A 26,273-nucleotide genomic window follows, 5' to 3' on the forward strand; every position below is an offset into this window, starting at 1 on the left:
GTCCATATAGAAATGAAAGCGGAGGGTTTTAGCATGCGTTTACGTGGTAGAAAAGGCATAAGAGAAAGTCTAGAGGAGCAGAAGGAGCTAGTTATTCTGAATCCTAAGGATTATAAAGGGAAATGGTCATCCTTATTTGGTAATGATCATCCTATCCATGTTGAGTTTGGAATGGGCAAAGGACAATTTATTAGCCAAATGAGTTTTAACAACCCAGACATTAACTTCATTGGGATTGATATGTACGATGAGTTAATTCGACGCGCAAGTGAGAAAGCACTGAATGTGTGGTCTGAACAGCAAGTTGATCTTCCACCAAATCTACGATTGGCATTTGCAAACGTGGAATATGCGGATGAAGTATTTGAAGTAGATGAATTAGAACGTGTATACCTAAATTTCAGTGATCCATGGCCAAAAGCGAAACATGCAAGACGTCGCCTGACACATCCACGGTTCCTTGAGAAGTATGTATCTCTTCTAAATTCTAATGGGGAGATTCATCTTAAGACAGATTCGCAGACATTGTTTGAGTTCTCACTGAACTCTTTTGCTGATTATGGCTTGCAGATGAATAATATATCCCTTGATCTCCATCGTGAAGGCATTCAGGAATGGAATGTTATGACGGAGTATGAATCCAAGTTCGTAGATCGAGGTATGCATATCAATCGTTGTGAAGTCATGGTTGGAGAACAATCATTACAGCGGTATAATGCAGAACGTCTAAAGAAATACCGTCTTCAAGAGAATAAACCATCCACCGTGGTAGAGGGTATCTAATCAAATATTAAATAAGGTGTCCTCCTAGGAGGACACCTTATTTAGTTCAAACATCTCTATAATGCTTTGGGCACTTTGCATCGGGTGGTACTGGGCAATGTCCATCAGATGTTTCTCTCTTTGTTGGATGATATCATCGTAGTTATGTATCAACTTATTCATCCACTTCTCGAGGACGACGGTAGAAGTAATAGGTTCACCCAATCCCTGTGAAGTGAAGTATTGGCAATTCTCTTCCTCTTGACCCGGTAAAGGGTGATGGAAGAGCATCGGAATACCCTTAGATAATCCTTCAGAGCAAGTCATGCCCCCGGGTTTCGTAACCAGTACATCGGATATTTCCATGAGTTGATCAATCTCTTTTATAAAGCCAAGTACATGAATGTTGGGATGGTTATATTTAGAACTATACTCCATTTTGAGACGGACTTTATCATTGCTACCTAGACAAAATATAATTTGAATATGATCGCTCCACTGCACAAGATAGTCATTTACGATCTCATCGTTTATGATCCCCCATCCTCCCGCCATGACTAATACAGTAGGCATATCTTTTATATGAAATCTTTCTCTAATAGTAGCTTTGCTAGGATGCTCCCAGAAGTTAGGGTGTATAGGGATTCCAGTAACTTGAATTTTAGACAATGGCACACCACGTTCGATTAACTTGTATTTCACTTCAGGTGTGGAGACAAGGAAACGATCGACTTCTGAGCTGATCCATGTGCCGTGAGCATCATAATCTGTGATGACCGTACATAAGGGGACGTCTACCCCAAGTCGCTTAAGTCGAGAAATGACGGCATTTGGAATAGGGTGTGTACATACAATAACGTCTGGGCGGAGCTGATTTACGACATTTTTCGTATGTGTATAAAAAATACGGTGTAGGGCTAAAGTCGTAAGACGATTGAGTGACTTTTTATATTGATGTCTATACATCATGCCCACTAAGCGGGGTTGTGAAACAATCGTTTTTTTGTATGCTGTTATAATTAAAGGAGCAACTCTAGGATTTAAAAAGCTGCCCAGTTCGAGAACTTTCGTCTGAATATTTGGTGACAGTTTGCGCAAACTGCTGGAGAGTGCATACGCAGCTTGAGTATGCCCTGCACCAAAGCCTTCTGACAATAATAAAACTCTTTTTTTAATCAATTTACTATCACCTATTCCTGCAGGGTTTTCCATATAAATAACCATATCTACTTTAAGCCCATATTGCAACAGTCACCGAGGCAACGGATGTACCAATAACAGCGCCTGCTAATACATCTGAAGGGTAATGAAGTCCAAGATATATTCTAGAGAAACCAACAATAAGACTAATGCTGAGAAATAGCGTGAATAGGGCTGGAACTGCAAATATAAAAGGGATCGCTACAGCGAATGATGCTGTTGTATGACCTGATGGAAATGAATGATCACTAAGTGGATTACGGAATGTGTTTGTCTCTGGAAAAGCAAGATAAGGTCTAATTCGCGGATATCGTTTCTTCGCGATAGCGACGGGAATATGACTAACCGCGAGTGCGATAGCGGCTTGTGCACCAGCGATACTCCAGGGAAGTGAAGCAAATGCCCAAGTTAATATGCTGATACTAATAGTGAATGTTGCTCCTCCTAGGAATGTTAGATAATATAGCCAAAAATTCAAGAAACGATTATGAAGTTGACCGTTGATCCAATGAAATAACCGATGATCCAATATTTGAAACTTAGAGATAAGTTGTTTCATCATAATCCTCTCCTATGACCTTAACGTCTTAAGGTATTCGCTGTTAGCTTTTAGTATCATTTTTTTGTGTCTATCATATTCATGTTATCATATTTTTAATTTCTTTTATTTTCAAGGGAAAGCTGTAATAGGACCTTAGTCTTTTGACTTGATCCTATTTACAACGTACAATGATTCAGATACAAACGAACTGTTTATAAATTATCAATAAAGTATGTCAACTTTTCCATTACTTACTACGTCTGTTTATATAGGAACAACTGTTTCACACGAATGCTAAAATTATGAAAAAGGGGGATAGAGAAATAAATTTTTAGCAAATGGATGAAAATAAGAACTAATCCCTCAAGAGGATGAGATAGAAACCACATAGCATCGCTAAATAACGGTTCTTATCTTGTTTTTGAATCAGGAACCTCTTTAGTCATTTTGACAAAGGATTCAAAAACATACATTATTGTTAAGGTACTACAAACGAATTGTTTAAAAAGGGTCATTAAGGTCAAAAACAGAGACAGAGAAAATTAGAGAAACAAAGCAAGAAAGAACGAAACAAATTTTAAGTAATGTAGGGTTAAAAAGGGGGTTTGAGAGAAACATGATAGACGTTATTTTCGTCGCGATGCAGATCGTATTGGCTGTGGTCGCTGTGTACCAATTTGTGTTCTCTTTATTTGGTTTGTATAGGAAAAAGAAAAAAGAGCATTTTCCAACAACCAAATCATTCGCTGTCTTAGTTGCAGCACATAATGAAGAGCAGGTCGTTGGGGCTCTGATGGAGAATTTGAAACAACTTGATTATCCGGAAGAACTGTATGATGTCTTTGTGATTTGCGATAACTGTACGGATCGCACTGCAGATATCGTTCGTGAGCATGGCATGCATGCTTGTGTACGCACAAACCCGAATCTTCGGGGCAAAGGCTACGCTATTGAATGGATGTTGAAGGAACTTTGGAATATGCCTCGTCAATATGATGCTGTTGTTATGTTTGATGCGGATAATTTGGCAGCACCTAACTTCCTTAGTGAAATGAACGATGACTTATCTGGTGGAGCACGTGTTATTCAAGGTTATATTGATACGAAGAATCCAGAAGATTCATGGATTACTGCGGCATACGGAATTTCGTATTGGTACATTAATCGTCTGTGGCAGTTATCTCGGCACAACATGAATATGGCTAACTTTTTAGGTGGCACAGGAATGTGTTTTGAAACAAAGCTGTTGAAAGAAATGGGTTGGGGAGCTACAAGTTTGGTTGAGGATCTTGAGTTTACAATGCGCAGCGTCAAAAACGGCGTATATCCTAAATTCAATTACGATGCCAAAGTCTTTGATGAGAAACCACTTACTTTCAAAGCTTCATCAAGACAGCGTCTTCGTTGGATGCAAGGTCACTTTACAGTGGCACGTAGATACTTTTTCCCACTACTATGGCAAAGTATTAAGGAAAGAAGCCTTGTTAAATTTGACTTAGCTTTGTATGGAGCGAACGTATACATCGTACTCCTTACGTTCCTGATGACTGCTACAATGTGGGTAGATATTGCTTTCTTCGGTGGACCGAACATTGTTAATATTTATGGGTATTTACCATTCTGGTTAAGTTTTGTTGCCGTAGCAGCTAATATCCTTACTTTTATTATAGCTATGGTATTAGAGAAGATAACCTATAAAAAAGTATATCAATATATTATTTTGTTTCCGATCTATCTATTGTCTTGGTACCCAATAACGTTCTACGCGTTCTTTACACAGAACAATAAACAGTGGAGCCATACAGAACATACACGAGTGGTTCGAATGGAAGAGGTCGTACAGAGCAAACAAGTATAAGAAAGTGATTGACATTGCTAGCAGTCACATGATATACTCTTCTAGTATGTTAAAAGAATATTTGGATTTAAGCAGAAGCACCGGCTTCTCACCTGACCAATGCAAGATTATTGGCTGGTATTGATCCAATTGATTTGTGAATGAAGACTTCATGATTAATTGATCAATAGGGATGCTGGTAGATTGAGCCAGCATCCCTTTATTTGTTGGAAAGATTGAGAAATGAATCAATTTGGAGGTGGACGGTTATCAGTAAGGAACATATGATCAATGACGAAATTCGGGCCAAAGAGGTCCGGTTGGTGGGTGCAGAAGGAGAGCAAATCGGGATTACTCCGATTCGTGAGGCGCTGCAGATGGCAACGGATCTTAATCTCGATTTGGTAAATGTAGCGCCTCAGGCGAAACCGCCGGTGTGCCGCATCATGGATTACGGCAAGTTCCGCTATGAACAGCAGAAGAAAGACAAAGAAGCTCGTAAGAACCAGAAGATCGTGGATACCAAAGAAGTATGGTTCAGAGCAAACATTGACGAACATGATTACCAGACTAAACTTCGTAATGTTGTTAAATTCCTAAAAGAAGGCGACAAAGTTAAATGCTCTGTGCGTTTCCGTGGACGTGAAATTGCACATGCAAGCATTGGACAGAAGATTCTGGAACGTGTGAAAGAAGAAGTAGCTGAGCACTCCAGTGTTGAGCGTTTTCCGAAGCTTGAAGGTCGCAGTATGATTATGATATTGGCTCCTAAAGCTCAATAATCCCGAGGAGGAACTATAATGCCTAAAATGAAAACACATAGCAGTCTTAAAGGCCGCTTTAAAATTACCGGAACAGGTAAAGTAATGCGCTATAAAGCGTTCAAAAACCATCTTTTGTCTCATAAATCCAAACGTCAAAAACGTGTGCTTGGCACAAACCCTACAATGGCACCAGGGGACGTTAAGCGTTTGAAGCAAGGTCTATCTAACTTGAAGTAATTAACAACATTTATTGGGAGGTTTACTAATATGGCAAGAGTAAAAGGCGGATTTGTCGTTCGTCGTAGACATAAGAAAGTATTGAAACTCGCTAAAGGTTATTTTGGATCTAAACACCGCATTTTTAAAACTGCAAACGAACAAGTGATGAAATCACTAGTTTATGCATACCGTGACCGTCGTCAGACTAAACGTAACTTCCGTAGATTATGGATTGTTCGTATTAATGCTGCTGCACGTATGAACGGATTGTCTTACAACAAATTGATGCACGGCTTGAAATTAGCTGGCGTTGATATTAACCGTAAGATGCTTGCTGATTTGGCTGTACATGATATCACTGCATTTAATTCTATTGCATCTGTTGCAAAAGAAAAAATTAATGCTTAAAAAAGTATTGTACTAATAAAAAAACCGCTAGCATATGGCGGTTTTTTTTTTGGGATACAAGAGCTAGCGAAGTCATATAATTGAAGAAATTAATTAAAGTGATAAACATGCGTCATATTCCTTTACATAACTGTAACATTACTTTTTTGAGTTAATTCGTTAAAGCGCTTTCATCTGCAGATTTATTAATTTAGTTGACATGGATGCGTATTTTACTGGATTTTATGACGGTTAGATTGTATAATTTGATCATTGAAGGTCCTTTCGCTGTTTCTTCAATTTTTGGCAAGATTTTCATTGGCTTGTTAAGTGTAGAACGGCAAATATGAGGATACATTCTTATAGGGGGAAAGTAGACAATGAAGAAAATACTTAACGCATCACTCGTGTTGGCATTATCATTATCTGTAGTATTAGCAGGTTGTGGCAAGAATGAAGAGAAGGCAGCAAATGAAGGCGCAACCACTGGAACTAAATCAGATATGAAGATTGGTATGGTAACCGATGTGGGTGGTGTTAATGATAAGTCGTTTAACCAATCTGCTTGGGAAGCACTATCTACTGTTAAGAAAGATACAGGAGCAGAAGTAACGTACCTACAGAGTAAGGACAAAACAGAATATACACCAAATCTTAACAAGTATGTTAAAGGTGGATACGCTCTTACTTGGGGAATCGGATTTGATCTTGGTGATGATGTCAAAAAGGTAGCTGATCAGAATCCTGATGCTAAGCTCGCTATTATTGATGCTGTTGTAGATTCACCAAATGTACAATCTGTTACATTCTCTGAGCATGAAGGGTCGTTCTTAGTTGGGGTTGTTGCGGCCAAGATGTCAAAAACGGGTAAAATTGGCTTTGTAGGTGGAGCTGAAATTCCAGTTATTAAACGTTTCGAAGCTGGATTTAATGCTGGTGTAGCTGCTGTAAATCCTGATATTAAAGTTCAAAACGTTTATGCTGGTGCATTTGATAAGCCAGACCAAGGTAAAGTAATTGCATCAACAATGTATAACGACGGAATAGACATTGTTTTCCATGCTTCAGGAGCAACAGGAACAGGCGTATTTAACGAAGGAACTGCACGTGTTAAAAACGGTGAGAAGGTATGGGTAATCGGTGTTGATAAAGACCAATCGTTGGAATTTGGAGATGAAGTTACTCTAACATCCATGGTTAAGGGTGTTGATGCTGCTGTTCAAAAAGTAACTAAAGAAGTTATTGATGGAACTTTCAAGGGTGGACAAGTTGAACTTGGTCTTAAAGATGATGGCGTAGGTATCGCTAAAACATCTGAGAAGAATGTACCAGCTGATGTTCTAGCTCTAGTAGAAGATTACAAAGCTAAAATTATTAGCGGAGAAATCAAAGTTCCACAAGAAGTTGAAAAAAAATAGACTCTATCAATAAAGAGATATGAAAAACTAACAAATGACAAGGCTAGTTATTATGACTGGCCTTGTTCTTACGTGTGAACCTTTCATTTAGACAAGTTTTTAAATATGGAATAAGGGTGATATCATGGATGCTGCAAACCCAGTCGTAGAACTTAAGCAAATTACAAAGCGATTTTCCGGCATTGTTGCCAATGATTCGATAAGTCTGAAGTTACATAAGGGAGAAATACTTGCACTTCTGGGTGAGAATGGTGCGGGAAAATCCACATTAATGAATATTTTATTTGGATTGTACCAACCGGATGAGGGAAGTATTGAAATAAAAGGAAAGCATGTCAATATTGACAACCCAAATATGGCAATTGATCTGGGAATAGGTATGGTACATCAGCATTTCAAACTCGTACAACCCTTTACTGTAACAGAAAATATTATTCTAGGCATGGAACCTAAGAAATTAGGATTTCATGTTGACTATAAAACTGCAACAGCTAAGATTAAAGAACTATCTGATCGATATGGTCTGAAAGTAAACCCTAATTCTAAAATTTCTGATATATCGGTAGGGATGCAACAGAGAGTTGAAATTCTAAAAACACTTTATCGTGGTGCGGATATTCTTATATTTGATGAGCCGACTGCAGTGCTAACTCCACAGGAAATTACGGAACTAATGTCTATTATGAGACGTTTGGTAGCAGAGGGTAAATCCATTATTCTAATCACACATAAGCTCAAAGAAATTATGCATATTTCCGATACGGTAACGATTATACGTCGTGGTAAAGTTGTGGATACATTGAAGACATCAGAAACAGATCCGAATACACTTGCAGAAAAAATGGTTGGTCGGAATGTTTCCTTTAAAATTGATAAAAAACCTGCTACGCCAGGAGAGGCAATTCTAGAGGTTCGGGATTTGAAATTGAAGAACAAAGAAGGCGTACCTGTTCTCAATGGCTTGTCTTTGGATGTGAGAGCGGGTGAAATTTTAGGTGTAGCTGGTGTTGACGGTAACGGGCAAAGTGAGCTAATTGAGGCTATAACGGGATTGCGTAAAGTGGATAGTGGCTCAGTGACCATGAAAGATGTGCATCTGACAAATCGTAATCCGCGATATGTGACAGAACAAGGCGTTTCTCATATTCCGGAAGACCGCCATAAACATGGTTTAGTACTAGATTTCACGATGAGTGAGAATATGATTCTAGAAACGTATTACAAAGCACCGTTTAATAAAGGTGGTTTCCTGAATCAACTGGAAATTGACAAGCAAGCAACGAAGTTAATTAAGCAATTCGATGTACGAACGCCTAGTATAGATACTAAAGCTAGATCGCTATCTGGTGGTAATCAACAAAAGGCGATTATAGCCCGGGAAATAGATAAGAATCCTGAACTTCTGATTGCAGCACAACCAACTCGTGGGTTAGATGTAGGTGCAATTGAGTTTGTCCAAGAACAATTGGTCTCTCAAAGAGATCAAGGCAAAGCTGTATTGCTTATTTCTTTCGAATTGGATGAAATTATGAATGTGGCAGACAGAATTGTCGTGATCTATGAAGGTCGAATTGTTGGTGAGGTTCTGCCTGAAGAGACGAATGATCAGGAGTTAGGTTTAATGATGTCTGGTAGCACTTCAGGAGGTAAGCAACATGAATAAATTGATGAAAATATTGTCGGTTGATAGTCTAATTATTCCTGTAGTCGCTGTTATTTTTGGACTTATCGTGGGTGCAGTGATTATGCTTGCAGGAGGGTATGACCCAATCCTTGCCTATAGCTCACTATTTTCATCTGTGTTTGGTGATGTATACGGTTTTGGTGAAGCGATTCGAGAAATAACGCCCCTGATCATGACAGGTCTTGCTGTTGCTTTTGCATTCCGTGCGGGTCTATTCAATATTGGTGCTGAAGGTCAGTATATTATTGGGATGACAGCTGCATCGATTGTAGGGATTAAAGTAACAGGTCTTCCAGCAATTATCCATGCTCCACTTGCCATTATTGCAGGAGGTCTGTGTGGTGGTCTATGGGCTGGAATTGTTGGTTATCTAAAGGCAAAACGTGGTGTGAATGAAGTTATTGTATCTATCATGTTGAACTGGACAGCCTTGTATTTTAGTAACTACATTGTGAGAAATTTCTTGCTTCTTAAAGGTCAACAGAAATCAGAGGACATCCAATCTACGGCGTTTATTTCCCTGGATTCGCTTTCGCAATATATGGGTAATGCGCGTATGCACTGGGGTACCTTGATAGCTATTGTAGCGGCTGTATTCTTTTATGTGTATATGTGGAAGAGCAAACAAGGTTATGAGCTTAGAGCTGTAGGTCATAATCCAAATGCTGCAGAATATGCAGGGATGAGTGTAAGCCGTAATATCGTTAAGGCTATGTTTATCAGTGGTATCTTTGCAGGCCTCGGTGGTGCTTTCCAGGTTCTTGGTGTCTTTCATTACCAAGCGATATTTACGGGATCACCAGGAGTTGGTTTTGACGGAATTGCCGTAGCCTTGATTGGAATGAATCATCCATTCGGTACGGTTCTAGGAGCTGCTTTGTTTGGAACATTGACATACGGATCATCAGGTATGAGCTTTGGTGCCGGAGTTCCTCCAGAAATTATTCGAATTGTAATAGGTTCAATTATCTTCTTTATTGCTGCACAAGGAATTGTACGCTGGGTGCTTAAGCCTCTATATCTCAAACGTAAGAAAGAGAAGGTGTTGTAAATGGACTGGATTACAACGATAGGCCAACTCATCAACACAACGCTAGTATTTTCTACAGCGCTTATCTTTGCTTCTTTGGGAGGTATCTTCTCGGAACGATCTGGCGTAATAAATATTGGTATTGAAGGGTTCATGGTCTTTGGTGCTTTTGCTGCTGCTATAGCAACGTATTATGCTGAAGATGCAGGAATGGGTGCTGCTTCACCGTATATTGGTTTGTTGGCAGCGGTTGTGTTAGGTATTATCACTTCATTGATTCATGCTGTAGCATCAATAACTTTTAAAGCAGATCAAACGATTAGTGGTATAGTTATTAACTTTTTAGCTGCAGGAAGTACGTTGTATTTAGTTAGACTTTTGTTTGATGGACAAGGTGAAACACCACTTCTTCAAGAGGTATTTCAGAAGACTAACTTTTTCGGATTATCTGACATTCCGTTCATCGGAAATGTATTGTTTCATCATTATCCAACGACATATTTAGCAATTATATTAGTTTTTGTAGCGTATTATGTTCTGTTCAAAACACCATTTGGTATGCGTCTACGTGCAGTAGGTGAACATCCTAGTGCTGCAGATACTGTAGGTGTTAAAGTTAAACGGATGCGGTATACAGGAGTTATGATGAGTGGTGCTTTAGCAGCTTTAGGTGGTGCAACCATTACATTGACGACTACCAGTATGTTCGCTCATAATACGATTTCTGGTCAAGGATTTATCGCCATTGCTGCGATGATTTTTGGAAAATGGAATCCAATTGGGGCTTTTGGAGCAGCGATATTATTTGGTCTATCTCAAGCTTTCGGAAGTTATGTTCAGTTGTTTGATTGGTCACAAAACGTACCTCAAGAATTCATTTACATGCTTCCTTATGTATTAACGGTTATCGTGCTTGTAGCTGCAGTTGGACGATCCTCTGCACCTTCAGCCTTAGGTGAACCTTATGATCCTGGTAAACGCTAAATATTACATGGATAAAAGACTTAAACCAGACCCTAACAGGGTCTGGTTTTTTTGTATTTAGGCATCTTATAGGGCTAACGAACAAGCATTAGGTCAGTCCCCAGAATACACTATATTTGAAACGATAAGGAGGGGAAAATGATGAAGCATTCGGTTACGAAGGCTCAAGTGCGTAGGTGGATAGGAAAAAGTATTGTTGCCACGAAAAAAGATGGAACTTTTGTTACCGGAAAGCTATTAAAAATATCTGGAAACAAGCTCATCATACAAAGAAACTCAGCCAAAAGGGTACACACTAAGGCAATTATTCCACTCGTATTATTTGATTTGTTGGCAATTGGAACAGCTCCGTATGTTACTGGGGCATATGGTTATGGAGGTAACCCATACGGAGCGCCATATCAGGCGCCTAATACCGTGCCCAATGGTTATGGTAACTATGGCAACGGATATCAGGGCGGTTATCCGCAGCAATACAACAACTTTTTCTAATCAGAATACTTGAAATTGTTTTTCCAGTTCATAGATTTTTTGAGATGGATGCGAACGTATTGGAATATAGCCTAATTTTTTATAAAAGGATAGCCCATTTTTATTGATGGTATCTACCATAACTTTGGATCGTGTGCATCCGCGAGACTGCGCAAAGCGTTCTGCCTGAACCATTAATAGGTTACCCCAGCGCTTGCGCTGTGCAGCGGGTGCCACGGCTAACATATCAATATATAATAAGTGACCGTGTAACATGAAATGAACAAAGCCTACAGCATCCGCCTCATAATAAGGTGAAGCTACAAGTGTGACTCCGTTAGTTAAGCGCTTGGGTAATTCATTCTTTATTGCAAGAATTTGTTTATCATTCATACTAGATAATGGGACAAGTTCTGTTTCAATTAATTTCATAATGATGGAGTCATCTTGTTTAGGTCTTCTATAACGGATCATTCATGTAATCCTCCCCTCACATGGGCTCATTGCTGAGTAAGTTTATCTCATCATATGTGCTATAGGGGAGATTTTGTGCTAGAAAACTGAAAGAAAAAGACACTTGAAAAAAGAATTAATAATAACAATAAAAATATGGGTATTGACTATTATGGTGGATGAATCATATAATACATGTAACATTTTAACGAGTATATGTAATCGGCAATGAAGAGGACGAAGTTTTAAGGGCTCTATTGTTCAGAGAGTGAGAGGAATTGCTGCAACCTCCACCAAAATCCCTTTTATGCGAGCTCACCTCGGAGCTGTTTTCCTGAAAAACGTTATTGTTTATTAGGGAAAATCGATTGGTCCACGTTATAGACCACAGGTATAAGAGATTATACTTGATAAGGCTTTTTGTTGTGAAACTTAAAGCAAACTTGGGTGGTACCACGGAAGTTATAACCTTTCGTCCCTCACACAGAGAGATAAGTCTGTTGTGAAGGATGAAGGGTTTTTTTGTTCCAAAAAAAGTAGTGATGGGTGCAATTTTGAGAGGGGGATGACTAATGACTAAGCAAATTCCTGAACTGACGTCAACTGAGCAATTACGAGAAAAATGGATGAAACCGGAAGTCATTACTGGCTCGGAGGTATTGCTACGTAGCCTTCTTCTAGAAGGCGTTGAATGTGTTTTTGGTTATCCTGGTGGAGCAGTTTTGTATATCTATGATGCAATGTATGGATTTGACGACTTCAAGCATTTATTGACTCGCCATGAACAAGGAGCCATTCATGCAGCTGATGGATATGCACGAGCAAGTGGTAAGGTGGGTGTCTGTATTGCAACATCTGGCCCTGGGGCAACAAATTTAGTCACAGGAATTGCTACAGCATACATGGACTCGGTACCTATGGTTGTTATTACGGGAAATGTAGCTACAACTTTAATTGGAACGGATGCTTTTCAAGAAGCGGATATTACAGGTATTACTATGCCAATCACGAAACACAGCTATTTGGTAAGAGATGTAGAAGACTTACCTAGGGTGATTCATGAAGCTTTTCATATAGCCAATACAGGTCGTAAAGGTCCAGTTCTCATTGATATACCAAAAGATGTATCCGCGGCGATGACACTGTTTACACCGAGTAGTGAGATTAACATTCGGGGTTATAATCCTTGTACTGTACCTAACAAATTGCAATTAGATAAATTAGCACAAGCCATTAGCGAAGCTGAACGTCCGTTCATAATTGCAGGTGGAGGAGTTATCTACTCAGGTGCTCACGATGAAATGTTCGAATTTGCTACTCGGACTGGAATCCCAATTACGACGACACTCCTTGGTCTTGGTGGATTTCCAAGTGGTCATGAGTTATGGACGGGAATGCCGGGAATGCATGGTACGTATACATCGAACAATGCGATTCAACAATGTGATCTACTTATCAATATTGGAGCTCGCTTTGATGATCGGGTAACGGGGAAATTAAATGGTTTCGCTCCTCATGCTAAGATTGTACACATTGACATTGATCCTGCTGAAATCGGGAAGAACGTGACGGTAGACATCCCAATTGTTGGGGATATAAAAACGGTTCTCGAGATGCTCAATCCTATGGTGAGTCATACGAAAAAAGCGGATGCATGGAGAACTCAACTTCAGGAATGGAAGCACGAATATCCATTCAGATATACAGATTCAGAAGATGTATTGAAACCTCAGTGGGTTATCGAGATGTTGAATGAAACGACCAAAGGTGAAGCCATTGTTACAACGGATGTAGGGCAACATCAAATGTGGGCAGCACAATACTATAAATTTAATCAACCAAGATCATGGATCACTTCGGGTGGACTTGGAACAATGGGATATGGTTTACCGTCCGCAATTGGTGCCCAGATGGCACAACCAGAACGTCTGGTTATCTCCATAAACGGAGATGGAGGTATTCAGATGTGTTCGCAGGAATTAGCCATTTGTGCTATTAATAACATTCCTGTTAAGATCGTTATAATCAACAATCAGGTCCTTGGGATGGTAAGACAATGGCAAGAGCTTATTTATAATAATCGGTATAGTCATATTGATCTTGCAGGTAGCCCTGATTTTGTGAAATTAGCAGAGGCTTATGGCGTTAAGGGCCTTCGAGCTACAACGAAAGAAGAAGCGCGGCTTGCTTGGCAAGAAGCACTTGATACTCCAGGTCCAGTTCTTTTGGATTTCGTTGTTAATAAGGATGAAAATGTATATCCGATGGTTACTCAGGGTTCGACCATTGATCAAATGTTGATGGGGGATGAGTAATATGAGTATGAAACATACGATTTCTATACTTGTTAATGACCAACCGGGTGTCCTTCAAAGAGTTTCTGGACTTTTTGGTAGACGTGGATTTAATATTGAGAGTATTACAGTAGGACAATCGGAAGAAGTTGGATTATCTCGAATGATTGTTGTTACAAACGGCGACGATAAGACACTAGAGCAGATTGAGAAACAATTATATAAATTGATTGATGTTATCAAGGTTGTTAATTTGGGATCCAAGCCAATGGTAGCTCGTGAATTAGCTCTCATTAAGGTGAAATCGGAAACGAACGAACGTCCAGAAATTATGGGTGTAGTTGAGACCTTCCGGGCATCCGTTGTTGATATTGGTTCGCATAGCATGATGGTTCAAGTCGTTGGAGACACAACCAAGATTGATGCTATGATTGAGTTACTTAAACCATACGGTATTCGCGAGTTATCTCGGACCGGGGTTACGGCAATGACACGTGGAAATGACACAAAGTAATCATACAACAGAGTAAAGATAATGATTAAATGATTAAATGCCCTCTCATGACTATAAAGAGCGGGCGTTTGAGAGATTCACATGAGGATAGCCTAATGGATCTTTGAAACACCCGCTCTTGAATTCAATTGTAGATAAATTCTAAACAGAATTGATCATGGAGGGTTCTTTTAAAATTAAAGGAGGACTTATAAAATGGCAGTTACAACTTATTATGAAAAAGATGCAGATTTGAACGTGTTGAAAGGAAAAACGGTAGCGGTAATTGGTTATGGTAGCCAAGGACATGCACAAGCACAAAACTTGCGTGATAGCGGAGTGAATGTAGTTATCGGTCTTCGTGAAGGTAAATCTTTTAACAAAGCAAAAAATGATGGTTTTGAAGTTCTTTCCGTAGCTGATGCAACGCGTCGTGCCGATGTTATTCAAATCCTTATGCCTGATGAAACACAAGCTTCTGTATACAACAATGAAATCGCACCCAATCTTAAATCAGATGCGACATTGATGTTCTCTCACGGATTTAACGTTCATTTTGGACAAATTGTGGCTCCAGCAGGAAATGACGTACTTCTAGTAGCACCTAAATCACCTGGTCATATGGTTCGTCGTACTTATGAAGAAGGATTTGGCGTTCCTGGATTGATTGCTATCGAGCAAGATGCTACAGGTAAAGCAAAAGAAATCGGATTAGCTTATGCAAAAGGAATCGGTTGTACACGTGCAGGAGTTATTGAAACTTCTTTCCGTGAAGAGACAGAAACAGATCTATTCGGTGAACAAGCGGTTCTATGTGGTGGAGTTACTGCATTAATTAAAGCAGGATTCGAAACATTGACTGAAGCTGGATATGCTCCTGAAATGGCTTACTTCGAATGTTTACACGAAATGAAATTGATCGTGGATATGATTTATGAAGGTGGAATGGCAAGTATGCGTGATTCTATCTCGAATACAGCTGAATATGGTGACTATGTTACAGGTCCACGTGTTATCACTGACGAAACGAAGAAAGCTATGAAGGCTGTATTGACAGATATTCAACAAGGTAAATTTGCTCGCGACTTTATTCTTGAGAACCAATCTAACAATGCTTTCATGAACGCTACTCGTCGTAACGAAGCTAACCATCCAATTGAAGTTGTTGGTGCACAACTACGTGAAATGATGCATTGGAGCAAGAAGTAACATCATATTATAGATCATAGCAATGATCTGAAGATCCGCTTTATATTCTCTTACATACCTGTGCTTTAAGGCGTTGGAGGAGTAAAGTGAAGATGTATTCCAATGCGGCCGTGCACAACTTGCGTGAGCCGCATTGGATATTTTAATAGGATTGCAACTAGTTAAGGAGGTGTCTGTCATGCGAAAAATTTATGTGTTTGACACGACGTTAAGAGATGGTGAACAATCTCCAGGTGTGAACTTGAATACTCGTGAGAAGGTCGAAATTGCATATCAATTAGAAAAATTGGGTATTGATCGTATGGAAGCAGGCTTTCCAGCAGCATCTCCAGGAGATCTTGCAGCTGTGAATGCTGTCGCGAGAGCTGTTAAGAATGTGACCGTGATTGGACTATCACGTTCTCGTGAGCAAGATATTGATGCTGTTCGTGAAGCGCTACAAGGCGCACAAGATCCATGTATTCATATTTTTCTAGCGACGTCACCTATTCATCGCAAGCATAAACTTCGGATGGAAAAGGAACAAGTATTGGAGACAGCACAATCTGCTCTTCGATATGCTCGTAAGTATTTCTCAAAAATAGAATTCTCGTTGGAAGATGCAGGGCGTACGGAATATGATTTCATAGCTCAAATGGTCGGCATGGCTATTAAAGAAGGAGCATCTGTTGTCAATATTCCAGATACCGTTGGCTATTTGAATCCAGCTGAGTATGGTGCCATTTTCAAATTCGTTAAGGAGAACGTACCTGACGTCGAGAGAATTCAATTGAGTGCACATTGTCATAACGATTTAGGTATGGCTACCGCCAATACATTAGCAGCTATTCAGAATGGTGCAGACCAAATCGAAGGCACGATCAATGGGATTGGTGAACGAGCTGGAAATACAGCGATCGAGGAAGTAGCGATGGCTTTGGCAACACGGCAATCATTTTTTAATGCTACGACTTCTCTTCAATTATCAGAAATTGCGCGTACTAGCCGCTTAGTAAGTAAGTTGACGGGAATGGTTGTTCCTGGAAACAAGGCAATTGTAGGGGCAAATGCTTTCGCACATGAGTCAGGGATCCATCAGGATGGAATGTTGAAAGAGAAAACGACTTATGAAATTATGACACCTGAGTCGATTGGATTGAAGGAGAGCAAGCTCGTTCTAGGGAAACACTCAGGACGACATGCATTCCGTGATAAGCTGATTGATTTAGGGTATGAGTTGGAAGATCAACAAGTGAATGATGCATTCGCTAAATTTAAAGATCTTGCTGATAAGAAGAAAGAAGTATCCGATGATGATCTACTTGCACTCATTGAAGAGAAACTTGTAGACACGGAGGAAGTATTTAAGCTCGAAACGATCTATGTAACTTATGGAAATGAATCGGTACCAACGGCTAAAGTCCGAATTATGAAAGATGATCAGGTGGTTATCGAAGAAGCAGAAGGTAATGGTTCAGTAGATGCCATATATAATGCGATTGACAAAGCAACGTTAGAAGAAGTGACACTTGCAGATTATTCAATTAAATCAGTGTCTCATGGTAAAGATGCACTTGGTGAAGTACATGTTATACTCAACCAGAATGGTGTCTCTGCACAGGGTCGTGGACTAAGTACGGATATACTAGAAGCTAGTGCACGTGCTTATGTGGATGCATTGAATCGATTGTTAGAAAAGAGAATTTCATTCAGCAATCGTGAAAATGTTAAATTGTAGAATGGTTCTAGGAATATGAGCCTTCATAAAAAAATGCAGACCAACCATGTTTATCATGAGTAGGATCTGCATTTTTTGTTTATTAATTACAAAAAAACGAATTCTTAAATCTTACCATGCGTAAGCTTGTGGAGCTGCTCCGCCAGGGCCTGGGAAGATTTCATCCAATCGTTTCATGATAGACTCATCAAGGGAAATCTCAAGACTATACAATGAACTTTCAAGTTGTTCTAGCGTACGAGGTCCAGTGATTGGAGCTGTAACAGCAGGGTTATGGAGTAGCCAAGCTAGAGCAACATTATCTTGTGGTTCACCTAGTTCATTACATAGGTCGGCGAAGGCTTCGAGTTGAGAACGATGTTGGTCAATACGACCAGCAATGCCGCCACTACGGGATCCTTCAATCTTCATCAATGCATTACGACCTAACAGACCTCCATCGAGTGGACTCCAAGGAATAACACCTAGACCTAGGTTTTTCGCTGCAGGAAGTACTTCAAGTTCAGGTAGACGACAAGTTAAGCTGTATTTATGTTGTTCGGCAACAAGTCCGAGGAAGTGACGTTTAGAGGCTTCGCCTTGAGCTACAGCAATTTCCCATCCGGCAAAATTACTGGAACCTACATACCCAATCTTTCCTTGTGAGACTGCAATTTCAAAAGCTCCCCACAGTTCATCCCAAGTTACACGTTGGTCTTCATGGTGCATCTGATATAATTCAATATGATCGGTTTGAAGTCGGCGTAATGAACCTTCTAGATGACGTCGAATTTTATATCCAGACAATCCAGACTCATTGTTGGGACCATCAAGAACATCGCTCATGGAACTATAAACTTTGGTAGCCAGTACGACCTTTTCACGACGACCTCCACCGAGCTTGAACCAACGTCCAATGATCTCTTCGGTAAGTCCTGAATTCTCGCCCCAGCCATAGTTGTTAGCGGTATCAAAAAAATTGATTCCAGCATCCAATGCTGCATCCATAATCCGGAAAGCTTCTTTCTCATCGGTGGCTGGACCGAAATTCATGGTCCCAAGGCATAAACGACTGACTTGCATACCTGATTTACCAAGGGCAGTATATTGCATTATGTTCATCTCCTCACTTATAGTACAATCATCCCATTCCTTAACATTGTATCTTAGAAACGTATGTACAACAAATCATGGAAATTTGATGTTCACTTATAGGTAAAAACTATTAATCTCATAGATTCTATATCTTTGTCAGATCAGTGAAAAGTATGATACAACAGTATATAGAAGAAATGAAACAGTGTAGTTTTAAAATAGAGGAGCGATGAAGATGTCAGAAGTTAAGAAGATTGCCGTCATTTCCGGAGACGGCATTGGACCAGAAGTAGTAGCAGAAGCAGAAAAAGTAATGAAACGTACGGAAGAACTCTTCGGATATTTCTTCGAAACTGAACATGCGTTATTTGGCGGAATTGCCATTGACCAGAAAGGTACACCACTACCACAAGAGACATTAGACATTTGTAAAAAGGCAGATGCTGTTCTTCTTGGAGCTGTAGGTGGGCCTCAATGGGATAACAATCCTAAAGAACTTCGTCCAGAGACAGGACTTCTTGGTATTCGGAAAGAATTAGGGTTGTTCTCAAACTTACGTCCTGCTGTCGTGTTCGATTGTTTGAAAGATGCATCCACGTTGAAACCGGAAGTACTTGAAGGCACAGACTTAATGGTTGTCCGCGAACTAACCGGTGGTATTTATTTCGGAGAGAAATTCAGACGCCAAGGGGAACAAGGTGAAGAAGCCGTTGATACATGTGTCTATAATGTAACAGAGGTAGAGCGTATTATCCGCCAAGGATTTGAGATTGCTCAGAAGAGACGTAAGAAACTTGCTTCGGTTGATAAAGCGAATGTGCTTGAAACATCTCGTCTATGGCGTGAAGTTGCAAATCGCTTAGCTCCGGAATATCCAGATGTAGAATTGGAGCACGTCCTTGTTGATAACTGTGCTATGCAACTTCTACGTCGTCCATCTAGCTTCGATGTTATTGTTACAGAGAATATGTTTGGAGATATTCTGAGTGACGAAGCGGCAATGTTGACAGGATCTATCGGAATGTTATCCTCGGCTTCTATGGGTGAAGGAAGCTACGGATTGTACGAGCCGGTACATGGTTCAGCACCAGATATCGCTGGACAACAGTTGGCTAATCCAATTGCAACGATCCTCTCACTTGCATTGATGTTCCGCTTAACGTTTGGATATGAAGATGCTGCGAGTGCTATTGAAACTGCTGTAGCTGAAGTATTGAATGCAGGGCATCGTACTAGTGACATCGCCGTAGATAAAAGTAAGGCGATTGGAACGAGTCAAATGGGAGATTTAATTGTTGCAGCTATGAAGAAATAACATGTTGAAATCTTGACTTTGAATTCCCTGGATGATAACATTTATGTTCTCCAGTCGACTATGTACAATGAATGAAATCCTGGTGACAAGAATCTGTAATAAGTCCTTTTAATCTAATGATTAATATGCTTATCATAAAGAATACCCTCTTAACTGCTATGATTTCGCAGTTAAAAGGGTATTTTTATCTAATTCTTATCTAATGGATAAAATGATTCAAACATAAACAAAATGATTGAATATATATAGTAAATATCCGACAAAAAGAGGTATTGTGGAGCGTTGAATCGAATAACTTAAAGCATGAATGATGAAATTTGAGGAGGGTGAACTACAATGAGTTTTTGCTGTGGAGCGAGTATGGTTGGCACGAAAGGTACCTTAAAGCATTACCGCACCCAAGTGCATAATGTTCCCCTACTTATCTGTCCGGTATGTCAGCGAGTAGAGGTTCATTATAAAGTTGAGAATGAGTACGAGATCCTTGCCGAATATGCGCATGGGGATGGAGCGTTTGAAGTTGATTTCCAAGATTACGTAACAGAAGATGAAGAGGCTATTTTTGAAAACGTAGTTAACCGCGAAACCGAAGATCCAAAAAATATCATTCAGAATCAAATTGATATGGCTCTAGATTTACTTGCAGTAGCTAAACAGTTTCAAGATGAAAAGTGGGAAAGAGAACTTAAGTCTAGACTTGCTGTTATGAGTCAACGACGAATTCGCCTTCATAATAAGGCTTAAATCAGCCATAGAATTATATGTTGTTTCAGAGTCTTCGCAATAGCGAAGGCTCTTTATTTTTTGTAAAAGGCATTAGTTTGGAGTGTATCCCTTTATCTTATCTTTTTCGACAGTATCTCTGATTGACGTTTCTCCTCCACTCTAGCTATGATAAATATATGAAAGAATTTGGAAATATTTATTGAAGATGTCGTCGGTTAGTTATTCATTGTTATGGTAGAAAAAGGGGGTAAGACGAGTTGAGTGAAATCCAGGAAACATTGTTAAAGTCACTTCAGGCTTTTCAGTCAACACAACTGGTAAAGGATAAATATGAGAATATTCTAGAGCATCTTGACAGTGGAATTATCCTTTTCGACAGTCATGGAATGCTCACATTTGTTAATGTGCAAATGGCCAGGCTACTCGAGATATCCCGTTCTTCACTCATTGGATGCACACTAATAGAGATATTACATCACCAGCAATTAAGTCGCTCAAACAAGAGGAAATTGCTACGGATATATCGCGAAACCATCTTTCAACGTAAAAAGCATCATGAATTTAGTGATGAGCGAGGACGCCATTGGCTTCTTACCGTAACTTATGGTGATCAAATGGACGGAGACTTCTTAGTTAGTGCGAAGGATGTTTCGGATTACAAACAAATAGAGCAGACAGCTTATCAGAATGACAAGCTAGCTATGTTAGGTAAAATTTCGGCATCCATTGCACATGAAATTCGTAATCCATTAACAGCAATACGTGGTTTTATTCAATTATTGCGACCACACTTACTTCATTTGGGTAAAGATGAATATGCGAGAATCATTTTGATGGAGATAGATCGAGCCAATGATATTATATGTGAATTCTTGAATTCTTCTAAACCATCGGCACCTCAAACATCCGTTATTAACGTTGCTTCATTATTGAAGGAAGTTGTTCTTCTCACCGAAAGTGAAGCGTTAATGAATGGCTGTCAAATCATCTTGCACGATAGGGTACTCCCTTTATATATATCAGTTGATGTTAAGCAAATTAAACAAGTCATATTAAATATTATCAAGAACGCCATGGATGCTATTAACGACCTAGGTCATGAACATCCTGGAATGATCCAAATCCATGTAGAACAGGTTCACAAAGATGTACAAATTCGAATTTTTGATAATGGAAAAGGTATGGATAATAACACCTTATCTCGCTTGTTTGACCCATTTTTTACGACGAAAGAAAGTGGGACAGGCCTAGGTCTTTCCGTGAGTTATCGCATTATAAAAAACCATGGAGGATATATATCCGTGGAGAGCGAAATGGGGGAAGGAACACAGTTTATGATATCGCTCCCACATATTTGAACAAACCCTTTGAAAGGTATCTCTTTGTAATTTAAAGAGATACCTTTTTTGTGATATTTTCTCTATCCATATTTTCTAATTGCTAGATGAATCCTTGATTACTGAATGCTATAATAAAAGGGTTACTTGCTCGTGGTAGGAACAAATGAGAAACCGAATTGAAAACGGTTTCCTGAGGAGATGATTTTGATGGAAGTGCAACAAATTCAGGAAATAGCTAATAGATTAAAGGTGAATGTTAGCCGCGTTATTGTTGGGAAAGAGGAAGCAGTGGAACTTCTTTTAACAGCCATTATAGCATCGGGACATGTCCTGCTTGAAGATGTACCTGGAACGGGAAAAACGTTATTGGCCAAATCATTATCTGCCTCTATGGAAAGTTTATTCCAGCGGATTCAATTTACCCCAGATTTACTGCCATCAGATCTAACAGGGATTCATTTCTATAATCAAAAAGAAGGGGATTTCAGCTTCCGGCCCGGGCCTTTATTTGCCAATATGGTACTAGCAGATGAAATTAACCGTGCTACTCCGCGTACACAGGCAAGTTTGTTGGAGTGTATGGAGGAACGTCAGATTAGTGTCGATGGAGAAACTCATATTCTCGGACAACCTTTTATAGTATTGGCTACTCAGAACCCCATAGATAATCAAGGGACATTCCCTCTTCCAGAAGCGCAAATGGATCGATTCATGCTTAAGATGAAATTAGGATATCCTTCATTGGACGAAGGAGTTGAAATTTTGAAGCGAACGGCTTCTTACGAAGTATCCCAGAAGCTACAACCTGTCGTTTCACAGCAAGAAATCGTTGAAGCGATGACTTCCTATAGAAATGTAAAGGTTCAGGATGATCTCTTACGGTATATTATCGAGATTGCAGAAGCTACCAGAAATCATGGGGATGTGTCTCTTGGTGTAAGTCCAAGAGGGACGCAAGCGTTACTTCGTGCAGTGCAGGCTTTTGCGGCAGTGAAAGGTAGAGATTATGTTCTGCCAGATGATATCAAACATATGACTCCTTTTGTACTGTCACATCGTTTAGTGTTTAGAAATCGTCTTCAGCAACAAGAAGGAAGAGCAGATCTGCTGTTGCAGGAAATACTAAATCATGTTCCCGTTCCAAGTGAAGATCAATTCGAAAGCAGTGTGAAGTGATCTATGACCTTTGTATGGTTATGTTTCGCTTGCATGATAGTCGTCCTTGTTCAAGGTGTTGTATTCGGTGTTCCCGTATTAAGAAATATATCTTATTCTCGTCATTTGAATAAAAATCATTGTTATGCGGGTGACTCACTAGAGATGGTTGAAGTGATTCTGAATGAGAAAAGAATCCCCATCATCTGGTTGCGGTTAGAAGCTATGTTGCCTGCGTCCTTTGTGTTCCTTTCGGATGACGTCATGCAGATCAGCAAAGGAAGTATTTATCAGAATCATAGAAGTGTGTTTACAATGAAACCTTACAATAAAATTACTAGACATCATCCATTTATTGCTAAAAATAGAGGCGTATACGTATTAGAAACGTTGTCCATGTCTGGCGGCGACTTATTCGGACTATTCTCGAACACAAAATTAATACCTGTGAATGCATCTTTATGGGTCTACCCCACACTATTATCTCTAGACAATATGCCCTCATCTTATCGAACTTGGCAGGGAGAGTTAGAAGTGTCACGTTGGGTAGTGGAGGATCCATTTCTTATCTTGGGTACAAGGGAGTATTCAGGAAATGACCCCATGAATCGTATCCATTGGAAAGCTAGTGCGCGTGTGGGGCAGTTACAAGTGTATAAACAAGGTTATACCGCTGACCCTGAAGTCATTATATATGTAAATGTACAGGTTAATGCACAGATGTGGAATGTGGTAAGTAATCCAGATATAGTAGAACGCGCTTTATCATATGCGGCAACGGCTGCTTCCTATCTCATTCAACAGGGAATGAAGGTTGGATTTGGACATAATGCAGTCTATGGAAATCAATCCATACAAGCGATCCGTATATCTCCTGGGTATGGAAAGGCCCATTTAGATGATATCTTGAAGGCAATGGCTCAAGTAGAGATGAAGTGCCTGCAACCCTTTGACCAGTTTCTAAAAGATGAGTTAGATATCAGATCTGACGGAGAGACATGGGATTATCTAATGATTTCAGGTCATGTATCAGAACAAATGGAAGAGCAGATATGGCGACTTCGTTCTCGGGGCAATAGTGTCATGGTTCTTCCTGTGAATGAGGGAATGGGAACCAGCAAGGAGGCAGTTTCGTGAATGCGAAAAAGGGATTAGCCGGAATGAGAACGTTATCGAGTGCATTATTTTTTGAATTAGCCGCTTGGTATGCCATTATTCTTCTGATAAGTCTCTATCTAATAAGACAACCATCTCTGTACATTGCTGGTATCATGTGGATTGGTGGCGTGTGTGGAATGGTTATCTCTGTTCTCGTTGGAAGAAAACGTCGCTGGATGACTTGGCTCTGCATATTGCTAGTGGGGGGATTGATCTTTGCAACGTTAGGACAGTTTAATATTGGCATACGTGGATGGATGACATGGTTAGTTGTGACGGCAACAGCATTAAGAGGAAGTATACTTAACGAACATGTATGGAAATCTAGCATTGCGCTTAAACATCAATTAGTAGGTATTGGATGTACATTAATTCTATTTGTTTTTTCTTTTAAATTATCTCTGACAGCGTTAGATGCAGGTTCATTATATGTGGCTGGGTTAATTTCACTATGTTCATGGCTGTTACGACTCAATTCCACGCAGGTTCAGAAGGAAACGTTGAGTGACATTCCCCATCAACAAGTTGCTCTAAAAGGGTTTGTAAGCGTGAATCGTAGATGGAGCATTGTAGTTATGGGCGTTATGATAGCCTTTGGAGCATTGACACAATTAAGTCAGGGATTGTATTGGTTATGGATTCAGTTTGCGAAATGGCTAAACGTTTTGATAGGCCATATAAATCAGCCATCGGATTCGGTGACTCCCCAGCAGGAGATCATCCCTCCTGAATTATTCCCGATGGATGGAGAGCCTACTAAGGATAGTGGTACCTCCATATGGATGGAAGTGATATATTGGGTGATCGGATTGATTCTGGCCGTGGTTGTTATGTATCTTCTATATCAATTCGTGCGTTTCATTAGCCGACAACTAGGGAGACTCATAGCCATGTTGACGTCCGAAGAGTCAGTACCTCGTAACCACCAATCGAAGGATACAGCTTCTTATATAGATAAGATTGAGAAGATCGAAACAAAACGGCGTCCTCGTCCATTTAGACGTAAGAAAGATAACCTTCCAGAAGATATTCATGGAAAAGTTCGTTACTATTATAAGCGCATGGTCCAAAGGGCGATCCAACAGGGATTATCATACTCGACTTCACAAACACCTAATGAAGTTGCCGTTCATTTGGAAGGGCGGAAATCAAGGGACACGGTACACGCCATATCTGCTGTGCAGGAAATGACCTCATTCTATAATGATGTACGTTATGGAGAAAAAGAGGTAGAAGAGCAACAATTGCAACACACGATAGACCGTTTGAAAGATCATAAGTAAAGATCATATTTTAATGGGGTATATATAGAAGGAATGCAAAGCCAAAGGAGAGGTGGCTTTGCATTCCTTTTTTCGGATAATGGAGTTTAGAAGTGTGACTTTTGTCATATCTCCTTCTAGAAGTAACCAGTACATTTAAAGGGCAACATCAGTGATAGTGGTTCTCAATCTCACTGGTGAATAACAGGTGACTTAAGTCATTATAAATCCCGGTATGGGAATTTGATATATAGATGGTAGAGAGGAGGATTGGAAAATGCCTTTAACGATGTTACCTACAGGAATAGCGGCGATTATCCATGATTGCAGAGCAAAGGAATCGACTAAAAAATTTCTAGAAGGATTGGGCATGGTTCCGGGTGCTTCTGTTACGGTTGTTTCAGAGCATGGTGGAAATCTGATTGTGAATGTGAAGGATTCGAGACTAGCACTTAGCAAGGGGATTGCACAACAATTATTAGTTCAGATGTAGTAGCTTAAGGGGGATTGGAAATGGAAGCAACATTAAAGGAATGCAGACCGGGTGATAAAGTAGTTATAGTTCGTATTAGCGGAGAAGGCGCAGTGAAGAGACGCTTAATGGATATGGGAGTTACACGAGGTGCTGAGATGCTCGTACGGAAAGTAGCACCCTTGGGAGACCCTATTGAGGTAAATATTCGTGGGTATGAGCTTACCTTTCGGAAAGCAGAAGCAGGCAATATTATTATTCAGAAGCTAGAGAGCTAAAGCTATGCAGTGTTGGTAGCTTTTAAAAAA

At 39.9% G+C, this 26,273-nt stretch carries 26 protein-coding genes; 22 read left to right on the top strand and 4 right to left on the bottom strand.

Annotated elements, in window-relative coordinates; genetic code table 11:
- The first annotated feature begins 33 nt into the window (after nucleotides 1-33).
- On the top strand, nucleotides 34-783 hold the full coding sequence (gene trmB / locus AC1D7X_RS07270) for a tRNA (guanosine(46)-N7)-methyltransferase TrmB (RefSeq protein ID WP_495455035.1): 750 nt from the start codon (nucleotides 34-36) through the stop codon (nucleotides 781-783).
- Between the two features lie 24 nt (nucleotides 784-807).
- Here trmB and AC1D7X_RS07275 read toward each other — a convergent pair whose 3' ends face one another.
- The gene (locus AC1D7X_RS07275; protein ID WP_495455294.1) at nucleotides 808-1,941 is read right to left on the bottom strand and encodes an MGDG synthase family glycosyltransferase; all 1,134 of its coding nucleotides are present in this window, start codon (nucleotides 1,939-1,941) and stop codon (nucleotides 808-810) included.
- A 52-nt stretch (nucleotides 1,942-1,993) separates the two neighbouring features.
- A complete protein-coding gene (locus AC1D7X_RS07280) occupies nucleotides 1,994-2,521 on the bottom strand; it encodes a phosphatase PAP2 family protein (protein WP_495455295.1) in 528 nt (175 codons plus the stop codon).
- 598 nt (nucleotides 2,522-3,119) lie between these two features.
- Between AC1D7X_RS07280 and AC1D7X_RS07285 the strand changes: the two genes are divergently transcribed.
- From AC1D7X_RS07285 to AC1D7X_RS07325, 9 genes are all read left to right on the top strand, one after another.
- A complete protein-coding gene (locus tag AC1D7X_RS07285; RefSeq protein WP_495455036.1) occupies nucleotides 3,120-4,361 on the top strand; it encodes a glycosyltransferase family 2 protein in 1,242 nt (413 codons plus the stop codon).
- 263 nt (nucleotides 4,362-4,624) lie between these two features.
- Nucleotides 4,625-5,122 carry a translation initiation factor IF-3 gene (infC, locus tag AC1D7X_RS07290; RefSeq protein WP_068582645.1) on the top strand — a complete coding sequence of 166 codons (498 nt, stop codon included), beginning with the start codon at nucleotides 4,625-4,627 and terminating at the stop codon, nucleotides 5,120-5,122.
- 18 nt (nucleotides 5,123-5,140) lie between these two features.
- Nucleotides 5,141-5,341, top strand: coding sequence for a 50S ribosomal protein L35 (rpmI, locus tag AC1D7X_RS07295; RefSeq protein ID WP_068527635.1), 201 nt, complete (start codon nucleotides 5,141-5,143; stop codon nucleotides 5,339-5,341).
- A 30-nt stretch (nucleotides 5,342-5,371) separates the two neighbouring features.
- A complete protein-coding gene (rplT, locus tag AC1D7X_RS07300) occupies nucleotides 5,372-5,731 on the top strand; it encodes a 50S ribosomal protein L20 (RefSeq protein WP_495455037.1) in 360 nt (119 codons plus the stop codon).
- A gap of 359 nt (nucleotides 5,732-6,090) precedes the next feature.
- Nucleotides 6,091-7,128 carry a BMP family lipoprotein gene (locus tag AC1D7X_RS07305; RefSeq protein ID WP_495474915.1) on the top strand — a complete coding sequence of 346 codons (1,038 nt, stop codon included), beginning with the start codon at nucleotides 6,091-6,093 and terminating at the stop codon, nucleotides 7,126-7,128.
- A gap of 124 nt (nucleotides 7,129-7,252) precedes the next feature.
- On the top strand, nucleotides 7,253-8,791 hold the full coding sequence (locus AC1D7X_RS07310; protein WP_495474916.1) for an ABC transporter ATP-binding protein: 1,539 nt from the start codon (nucleotides 7,253-7,255) through the stop codon (nucleotides 8,789-8,791).
- Complete coding sequence (locus AC1D7X_RS07315; RefSeq protein WP_495474917.1) at nucleotides 8,784-9,863, top strand: ABC transporter permease; 1,080 nt, start codon at nucleotides 8,784-8,786, stop codon at nucleotides 9,861-9,863. The genes AC1D7X_RS07310 and AC1D7X_RS07315 overlap by 8 nt, the downstream gene beginning before the upstream one ends.
- The gene (locus AC1D7X_RS07320) at nucleotides 9,864-10,826 is read left to right on the top strand and encodes an ABC transporter permease (protein ID WP_495474918.1); all 963 of its coding nucleotides are present in this window, start codon (nucleotides 9,864-9,866) and stop codon (nucleotides 10,824-10,826) included. It begins immediately after the preceding gene.
- A 141-nt stretch (nucleotides 10,827-10,967) separates the two neighbouring features.
- Nucleotides 10,968-11,318: a hypothetical protein gene (locus AC1D7X_RS07325; RefSeq protein ID WP_495455296.1), complete on the top strand. Its 351-nt coding sequence runs from the start codon at nucleotides 10,968-10,970 to the stop codon at nucleotides 11,316-11,318.
- Here the strand turns inward: AC1D7X_RS07325 and AC1D7X_RS07330 are convergent, their stop codons facing one another.
- Nucleotides 11,319-11,771 carry a GNAT family N-acetyltransferase gene (locus AC1D7X_RS07330; RefSeq protein WP_495474919.1) on the bottom strand — a complete coding sequence of 151 codons (453 nt, stop codon included), beginning with the start codon at nucleotides 11,769-11,771 and terminating at the stop codon, nucleotides 11,319-11,321. It lies immediately after the preceding gene.
- Between the two features lie 551 nt (nucleotides 11,772-12,322).
- Between AC1D7X_RS07330 and ilvB the strand changes: the two genes are divergently transcribed.
- The 4 genes from ilvB to AC1D7X_RS07350 all read left to right on the top strand — a co-directional run bounded on the left by ilvB (nucleotide 12,323) and on the right by AC1D7X_RS07350 (nucleotide 17,463).
- The gene (gene ilvB / locus AC1D7X_RS07335) at nucleotides 12,323-14,065 is read left to right on the top strand and encodes a biosynthetic-type acetolactate synthase large subunit (RefSeq protein WP_495455043.1); all 1,743 of its coding nucleotides are present in this window, start codon (nucleotides 12,323-12,325) and stop codon (nucleotides 14,063-14,065) included.
- Between the two features lies 1 nt (nucleotide 14,066).
- Nucleotides 14,067-14,558, top strand: coding sequence for an acetolactate synthase small subunit (gene ilvN / locus AC1D7X_RS07340; protein ID WP_495474920.1), 492 nt, complete (start codon nucleotides 14,067-14,069; stop codon nucleotides 14,556-14,558).
- A 195-nt stretch (nucleotides 14,559-14,753) separates the two neighbouring features.
- On the top strand, nucleotides 14,754-15,746 hold the full coding sequence (gene ilvC, locus AC1D7X_RS07345) for a ketol-acid reductoisomerase (RefSeq protein WP_495455045.1): 993 nt from the start codon (nucleotides 14,754-14,756) through the stop codon (nucleotides 15,744-15,746).
- A 178-nt stretch (nucleotides 15,747-15,924) separates the two neighbouring features.
- Nucleotides 15,925-17,463, top strand: coding sequence for a 2-isopropylmalate synthase (locus AC1D7X_RS07350; RefSeq protein ID WP_495474921.1), 1,539 nt, complete (start codon nucleotides 15,925-15,927; stop codon nucleotides 17,461-17,463).
- 111 nt (nucleotides 17,464-17,574) lie between these two features.
- On the opposite strand, the gene AC1D7X_RS07355 is transcribed toward AC1D7X_RS07350, so the two are convergent.
- Nucleotides 17,575-18,555, bottom strand: a complete 981-nt coding sequence (locus AC1D7X_RS07355; RefSeq protein ID WP_495455047.1) for an aldo/keto reductase — start codon at nucleotides 18,553-18,555, stop codon at nucleotides 17,575-17,577.
- 217 nt (nucleotides 18,556-18,772) lie between these two features.
- On the opposite strand from AC1D7X_RS07355, the gene leuB reads away from it, so the two are divergent.
- The 8 genes from leuB to AC1D7X_RS07395 all read left to right on the top strand — a co-directional run bounded on the left by leuB (nucleotide 18,773) and on the right by AC1D7X_RS07395 (nucleotide 26,243).
- On the top strand, nucleotides 18,773-19,852 hold the full coding sequence (gene leuB / locus AC1D7X_RS07360; RefSeq protein ID WP_495455048.1) for a 3-isopropylmalate dehydrogenase: 1,080 nt from the start codon (nucleotides 18,773-18,775) through the stop codon (nucleotides 19,850-19,852).
- Between the two features lie 336 nt (nucleotides 19,853-20,188).
- On the top strand, nucleotides 20,189-20,596 hold the full coding sequence (locus AC1D7X_RS07365; protein WP_495455049.1) for a hypothetical protein: 408 nt from the start codon (nucleotides 20,189-20,191) through the stop codon (nucleotides 20,594-20,596).
- Between the two features lie 239 nt (nucleotides 20,597-20,835).
- Nucleotides 20,836-21,936 carry an ATP-binding protein gene (locus AC1D7X_RS07370; RefSeq protein WP_495455050.1) on the top strand — a complete coding sequence of 367 codons (1,101 nt, stop codon included), beginning with the start codon at nucleotides 20,836-20,838 and terminating at the stop codon, nucleotides 21,934-21,936.
- Nucleotides 21,937-22,125: 189 nt separating this feature from the next.
- Nucleotides 22,126-23,094, top strand: coding sequence for an AAA family ATPase (locus AC1D7X_RS07375; protein WP_495474922.1), 969 nt, complete (start codon nucleotides 22,126-22,128; stop codon nucleotides 23,092-23,094).
- A 3-nt stretch (nucleotides 23,095-23,097) separates the two neighbouring features.
- Nucleotides 23,098-24,210: a DUF58 domain-containing protein gene (locus tag AC1D7X_RS07380; protein WP_495474923.1), complete on the top strand. Its 1,113-nt coding sequence runs from the start codon at nucleotides 23,098-23,100 to the stop codon at nucleotides 24,208-24,210.
- The gene (locus AC1D7X_RS07385) at nucleotides 24,207-25,514 is read left to right on the top strand and encodes a DUF4129 domain-containing protein (RefSeq protein ID WP_495474924.1); all 1,308 of its coding nucleotides are present in this window, start codon (nucleotides 24,207-24,209) and stop codon (nucleotides 25,512-25,514) included. Before AC1D7X_RS07380 ends, AC1D7X_RS07385 begins: the two co-directional genes overlap by 4 nt.
- Nucleotides 25,515-25,770: 256 nt before the next feature.
- On the top strand, nucleotides 25,771-25,986 hold the full coding sequence (locus AC1D7X_RS07390) for a FeoA family protein (RefSeq protein WP_495455054.1): 216 nt from the start codon (nucleotides 25,771-25,773) through the stop codon (nucleotides 25,984-25,986).
- A gap of 20 nt (nucleotides 25,987-26,006) precedes the next feature.
- Nucleotides 26,007-26,243 carry a FeoA family protein gene (locus AC1D7X_RS07395; RefSeq protein ID WP_495455055.1) on the top strand — a complete coding sequence of 79 codons (237 nt, stop codon included), beginning with the start codon at nucleotides 26,007-26,009 and terminating at the stop codon, nucleotides 26,241-26,243.
- The last annotated feature ends 30 nt before the right edge of the window (nucleotides 26,244-26,273 follow it).

The organism is Paenibacillus sp. Y568 (assembly GCF_059445545.1).